The following is a 7,191-nucleotide window of genomic DNA, read 5'->3' on the forward strand; positions in this document are numbered from 1 at the left end:
TTTAAGAAACATGAAGACTAAATCAATTCTTAGCATTGCTATGATTGCAATGTTTTTAGCATCGTGTAATCAAAAAGTCAGTTTACCTGATCCTCCTGATGCACAAAAAATCCCCAAAGAATTAAGCATCCACGATCACACCAGGCTAGACAATTACTACTGGTTAAACCAGCGTGAAGATTCGGCAGTGATTAACTATCTGACTGCAGAAAACGACTATACAGATGCGGTAATGAAACACACCGAAGAGTTTCAGACCAAACTTTTTGATGAGATGGTTGCCCGAATTAAAAAAACAGATGAATCGGTTCCAGCCAAATCGAATGGATACTATTACTACAGCAGAACAGAAGGAGATGCTGAATATCCATTGTATTGCAGGAAAGAGGGAAGTCTTGAAGCTGAGGAGCATATCATGTTAAATGTTCCTGAAATGGCGAAAGGATATAGTTATTACAATATTGGCAGCTACTCGGTGAGCGAAGACAATAAAATTTTGGCCTACTCCGAAGATACCTTAAGTCGTAGAAAATACACCATCAAATTTAAGAGCCTGAAAGGCGATAAGGTGTATACCGACGAGATTACCAATACTACTGGCGGTATTACCTGGGCAAGCGATAACAAAACTGTTTTTTACACGGTAAAGCATCCTGAAACCTTGTTGCCTCATAAAGTTTATAAGCATGTACTTGGCACCTCTTCAAAAGATGATGAATTGGTCTATGAAGAAAAAGACAATACTTTCTATACCTTTTGTTACAAGACCAAATCGAGAAAGTATATCATGATTGGAGTAAGCAGTACGGTTTCTTCGGAATACAGATACATTGATGCCAACAAACCAAATAGCAAGTTTAAAGTAATACAGCCTCGCGAAAGAGACTTGGAATATGGCATAGCTCATTATAAAGATCATTTTTACATTCGTACCAATTACCAGGCGAAGAATTTCCGAATGATGAAAACGCCTGTTGCAAAAACTACAAAAGAGAATTGGATTGAGATGATTCCTAACAGGGATGATGTTTTCCTAAGTAATTTTGAGATTTTTAAGAATTACCTGGTTGTGGGCGAACGTAAAAATGGATTGAACCAGCTTCGCATTCGCAATTGGGATTCGGGTGATGAACATTACCTCGACTTTGGTGAAGAAACCTACGATGCATGGATTTCTGCTAATCCGGAATTTGATTCAGACGTTTTACGTTATGGCTATACCTCGCTTACAACGCCAAGTTCTACCATCGATTACAATATGGGAAGCAAGGAAAAAACGGTGATGAAACAACAGGAAGTTCTTGGTGGTTTTAACAAAGATAATTATGAAGCCAAACGTTTATGGGCAACAGCAAAAGATGGAACCAAAGTGCCTATTTCATTGGTGTATCGAAAAGATAAATTTGAAAAAGGCAAAAATCCGCTTTGGTTATCGGCTTACGGATCGTATGGTTCAAGTTCTGATGTTTACTTTAGCTCGGTTCGGTTGAGTTTATTGGACAGAGGATTTGTTGTGGCGACTGCTCATGTGCGCGGAGGCCAGGAAATGGGTCGATATTGGTATGAAGATGGCAAATTGTTGAAGAAGAAAAATACCTTCACCGATTTTAATTCATGTGCAGAACATATGGTGGCAGAAGGTTATGCAGCAAAAGATAAGGTGTTTGCCTGGGGTGGAAGTGCCGGAGGTTTGCTAATGGGAGCCATTATCAACATGCAACCGGAATTGTACAAAGGAGTAATTGCAGCCGTTCCATTTGTAGATGTTGTTACTACCATGTTGGATGAATCAATTCCACTAACAACGGGTGAGTTTGATGAGTGGGGAAATCCAAAAAATAAGGAGTATTACGATTACATGCTTTCCTATTCGCCATACGATAATGTGAAAGCTCAGGATTATCCGGCTTTATTGGTTACAACTGGTTTACACGATTCGCAAGTACAATACTGGGAGCCTGCCAAATGGGTGGCGAAACTTCGTGATATGAAGACAGATGATAATCCATTACTCTTAAAAACCAATATGGATTTTGGACATGGTGGAGCCTCTGGTCGATTTGAAAGATTAAAGGAAGCAGCCCTTGAATATGCCTTTGTTTTAGACCTTGCAGGAATAAAAGAATAAAAAAAATAAGAATGTTTATGTGAAGCGCTCAACAGAGCGCTTTTTTTGTATATTTAATTCTCGATTTAGATTAAGAAAACTATTACACTTATGATCCGAACACTTATTATTGATGACGAAATGAAGAGTCAGGCAACTCTTCATAAGCTGCTGGAAAAATATTGCAATGGATTAGAAATTGTTGGGTTTGCAAACAATGTTAAATCAGGAGTAAAAGCCATTAATGATTTGAAGCCGGATTTGGTATTTTTGGATATTTCGATGCCTGATGGAGATGGGTTTGAAGTGCTGCAGCAAGTGAAGAATCGTGAATTCGAAGTTGTGTTTACAACTGCATTTAACGATTATGCCATTAAGGCATTTCAGTTTTCAGCCTTACATTACCTGTTAAAGCCAATTAACTACATCGAACTGCAGCATGCGGTTGAGCGATACAAGGAGAGTCATCAGGATCTTGATCTGAATGAAAAAATACAGGTATTATTTGACAGCTTGAACAATCAGCATAAGAAAATTGTGTTGCCAACATCCAATGGATTAAAGGTTGTTGAAGTTGAAAATATAATCTATTGCCGAGCCGATGGCAGTTATACGCACTTCTATATTGTTGATGAGGATCCAATCATGGTTTCCAAAGCATTATCGAATTTCGAGGAATTGCTTCCTTCAGAATTGTTTTGCCGTGTACACAACAAACACCTGATCAACTTAAATTTCGTTGACAATTACGTGAAAGGAAGAGGAGGAAAGGTGATTCTGGAGAATAAAAAAGAGATTGAAGTATCGGAAGGCAGAAAAGCTGAGTTTCTGAGCAGACTGAAAAAAATAGCCGATTTTCTGCCAGATTCTAAAAAGTAAGCTTACGCATTCACAAACTCATATTACGTATTGGGAAATTCGTACTACGTAGTGGCGAATTATCCGTTGAAAAGCCTGATTTTCTTAAGTATTTTCATGGAAAATTTAACGGAAAACCACTACTATGATCGAACGCGTTAAATCTGAAATCTTAAAAAAGTTTGGTGAAGACCTGGTCTACACCAAAGATTGTAAATTCCTGGCTGACACAATTTGTGAAGAGACAGGAAGTAGAATTAGTACCACTACAATCCGAAGATTATTTGGTTTTTTAAAAAGCAATACCATTCCAGGTAAGTATACTTTAAATATACTGGCAACTTATTTGGGTTATAAAGATTGGGAACACTTTAGCAATTATTGGGAAACACAGCCAAAAGCAGAAGTTGCACCAAAGGAAAGCTGGACCGATTTTTACAACAAAGCAATTTCATTCAGCACCGATACCTTTAATTTCATTTCAGGGCAATCAGGAATTCCATTTCAGGCAGTATCACCTCGTTTGGAGGCTGAGAAAAGAATAGAGAAGTTTTTAAGTTCGAAAAATAGTGCCTTGGCATTTATCGCACCTGGTGGATGTGGAAAATCAAGCATGATTGCCAAATGGTTCGAAAGAAAATGGCTCAACAAGAAAAATGAAGATGTTGTCCTGTTTTTGAATGCTTCACTAATGATCAGTTTTCTAAATTCTGATTTCAAGTTGGAGAACTGGTTGCAGGATCAATTGAAATTTGCTCAGAAAGACTCTCTTAAATATTTTCTGAAACATCCTGAGGCATGCGAAAGTAAAATCATTTTTGTAATTGATGCGCTGGATGAAGTTACCTACGATAATATGAAATTGGAACGACTGTTTTTACAGTTAAAACAGTTTGTTTTAAATTTTAAAGATTCAAGCAAAGTCAAATTAATTCTAACATCAAGAAATACAACCTGGCAAAAGTTTGCATTGCCATTTGTGGCTCAATCAAATGCTTTGAAAGAGTGTTGGTACGATTTAAATGATGATTCAGAGAAGATCAATGAAGCAAACCTTGCACCACTAAATCAAAAGGAAATTCAAAGAGTTTTTGATAAGACCCTAAATCTTCATTATGCACCCAATGTAAGTATCGAAGATTTAACCTATCATCAAAAAACGGTGCTGTCAAATCCATTCTTTCTGGAACTTTTTATCAAACTGTATTCTCCAAACAAAATTCATAAGCTGAATAAAAGTTATGAACTGATTCATGAATACATTAAAAATAAGGTTCATTACTCGAGATTTTCCGAGGAGAAAGTGGATATCCTTTATGCAATTTTGGATCTTATTGGTCATGGTAAAGATGGAACAGCGGCGAAAAAACTGGAACTAAGGGAAAGATTTCCGGTTCATCTAAAAACTGCCGGTGATTACTATTCGGCTTACCAGGAGTTGCTTTCTTACGGAATCATAACCGAATACATTTCTACCAATAAGAAGAACAACTATTGTAAGTATGTAAAAATTACAAATGAAACCTTGTTCGAAACCTTAATAGGAATCAGTTTAATTGAAAACAACGACGGTGTTAACTTCGAATTAATTAAACGTGTTGATACTGAATATGCAGGTTTTGAATTGAAGAACAGGTTGATCTCTTATTTATTGGAATCATCTTTCTTAAGCGGAAAGCATTTGGAACTAAAAAATTTGTTCGAGTTGAGCGACGATACCATTTCGGCTCCTTGCGTGCTTGAAACCATTTTTAATTCTCCAATACATAACGAAAAGTATAAGCTTGATCTGATCGAACATTTGGCAGAGAACAAAAAATCTGAAAAAATATTCTCCAAAGCATTTTCTGATACTTTGAATTTACAAGAGAATTCAAAGGCCGTTCTTGAAATTTTTGCTAAAAATGGTGCTACAAGGAATTTAAGAATCAGGTCTTTGGGCTTATTGTTGATTTCAGCAATTTTTAGCTATGATTCGGATAAAGCAGATGCTTATTATCATGACCTGTCCAAAGAAGAAGTGGATACTTCATGTACAGGTTTTACCATTGCAGTTAGGTTGGCTGCTGTATTGATGTACAACCATTTTATAGGTAACGATTCGGACGATATAGAGTTGTTAAAACTATTTTATTACCGTGAAATGTCATACATGAAGTATGCAGAAAGTAACAGTAATTTAGATGGAGATTTCGAAATAATTCTTTGTATGGCATTGACATACATGGAATCATATCATAAAGTTTTGCAGTTGGTTGACGATGCAGAACATTTATACAAAAGTGAAGGAGATGGGAATTGGTCTTCGAATTACAAATTATTACAGTGCTATAAAATTTTTGCTCAGTATTCATTAGGTATGAATATTGAAAAGGAACAAGTTGACTACTTGTTAAGTTGTAAAAGTGAAATAAACTCTTCTCAAAATTACTACTTACAAATATATTATAATTCGTTTCTAAGTACTTGTTACCTGGAAAACAATGATGTACAGCGAGTAGAGGAGTTTTTTAATAAAGCAATTGAGCTTAGCGAATTTGCTAATTATCATTCATGTACAACAAGCCTTTACAGAAAAATGGCACGTTTTTATAATGGAATTAACGAAAAAACCAAGGAACAAATCTGTATCGCTGAAGAAACACGTTTATTAAAAAAGTATGCTTCTAGCTATACTTTAGAAGCACTATTGGTATAATACTCTTCACAAATTCACTTTTATTTAATAAAGCTGTTTGCACTGTCAAGCAGCTTTATTTTGTTAATATGGCTTCCTGCGATTAGATTTTTACATTGAACTCATATTATTATATTCTATTTCCGCTTCAAAATTATAACTTTACCATTATTATGATTTCGCAGAAGTTTTTGAGTAATATTTTAAGACAACTGCCAGATTAGGAATAATAAGTTCATGAATGAACACGTTGAAATGATTAGTAAAGTAATAACGTGGTCTTAAATTATCCATAATATGAATTTTTCTCAATTGAACTTGCAGTTTAAAATTAAATTGTGTGTTGCCATTCTTTTTGTTCTCTGGAATTTTTCAGTTTCTGCACAAGAAAAATATTCTGTAACAGGAAGAGTGAAAATTGAAAATGGAAGTATCGAAAATACCTTTATTACCATTTATAAAAATGCCAATAAGTTAGATTCTAAATTGGTTGATAAGAACGGAAAATTCAGTCACGAACTTGATTTTGGGAACGATTATATCTTCGAGTTTTCCAAAGAAGGTTTTGTCACCAAAAAAGTGAGTATTTCTACTTTTGTTCCCGAAGATGTATTAAGCAGGGATAGTCAATTTCCACCATTTAAGTTTACAGTTTCACTTTTTCCGGCCTATGAGGGTTTGGATTTGTCTGTATTTGATCAGCCAATGGGAATGATCATGTACGACAAGGAATTGGATGATTTTGACCATGATAAAGACTACGATGCTCAAATTCGTGATGCGATTCGAAAAGCAGAAGAAGCGGCCAGGAAAAGAGCTGCCGAACTTGAAGCTCAACGTTTGGCCAGAGAACAGGCCTACAAGGCTGCGATTCAAAAAGGAGATATTAGTTTTAGAGGCAAAAAATATGAAGAGGCGAAATTAGCTTATACTGATGCATTGGATATTAAAGCAGAAGAGCAATATCCGAAAAATCAGATTATAAAGATTGATGAACTTCTTGCCGAACAGCAACAAAAGGCTGATGAGGCAGCACGATTGGCAGCAGAACAAAAAGCTTTGGATGAAAAGTATGCAGCAATTATTGCCCTGGCTGATTCTCAATTTGAATCAGGAGATTACCTGTCGTCGAAAACCAGTTATAGTGATGCACTTGAACTGAAGGCAGAAGAACAATATCCGAAAAGTCAGATTGCAAAAATAGATGAATTGCTTGCAGAACAGCAACGCCAGGCCGATGAAGCAGCTAGGTTGGCAGCTGAGAAAAAAGCATTGGATGACAGGTATGCGTCATTAATTGCAAGAGCTGATTCACAATTCGAATCTGCTGATTACGCATCTTCAAAGGCAAGTTATACCGAGGCATTGAACTTGAAAGCTGAAGAACAATATCCGAAAAGTCAGATTGCAAAGATTAATGATTTGTTAGCAGAACAGCAACGCCAGGCCGATGAAGCAGCTAGGTTGGCAGCTGAGAAAAAAGCATTGGATGACAGGTATGCGTCATTAATTGCAAGAGCTGATTCACAATTCGAATCTGCTGATTACG

General features: G+C 36.2%; 4 protein-coding genes. All 4 read left to right on the forward strand.

The window, feature by feature from the left end:
- Nucleotides 1-10: 10 nt before the first annotated feature.
- Complete coding sequence (locus ELS83_RS06595; protein WP_171594744.1) at nt 11-2,128, forward strand: S9 family peptidase; 2,118 nt, start codon at nt 11-13, stop codon at nt 2,126-2,128.
- Between the two features lie 90 nt (nt 2,129-2,218).
- Nucleotides 2,219-2,986: a LytR/AlgR family response regulator transcription factor gene (locus tag ELS83_RS06600; RefSeq protein WP_171594745.1), complete on the forward strand. Its 768-nt coding sequence runs from the start codon at nt 2,219-2,221 to the stop codon at nt 2,984-2,986.
- 124 nt (nt 2,987-3,110) lie between these two features.
- Entirely contained in the window at nt 3,111-5,663 is a 2,553-nt protein-coding gene (locus ELS83_RS06605) for an NACHT domain-containing protein (RefSeq protein ID WP_171594746.1), read from the forward strand.
- 276 nt (nt 5,664-5,939) lie between these two features.
- Nucleotides 5,940-7,191, forward strand: a 1,252-nt coding sequence (locus tag ELS83_RS06610; RefSeq protein WP_216616409.1) for a hypothetical protein, incomplete at its 3' end; no start/stop codon positions are given.

The sequence above is a fragment of the Marinifilum caeruleilacunae genome, assembly GCF_013141825.1.
GTDB lineage: Bacteria > Bacteroidota > Bacteroidia > Bacteroidales > Marinifilaceae > Marinifilum > Marinifilum caeruleilacunae.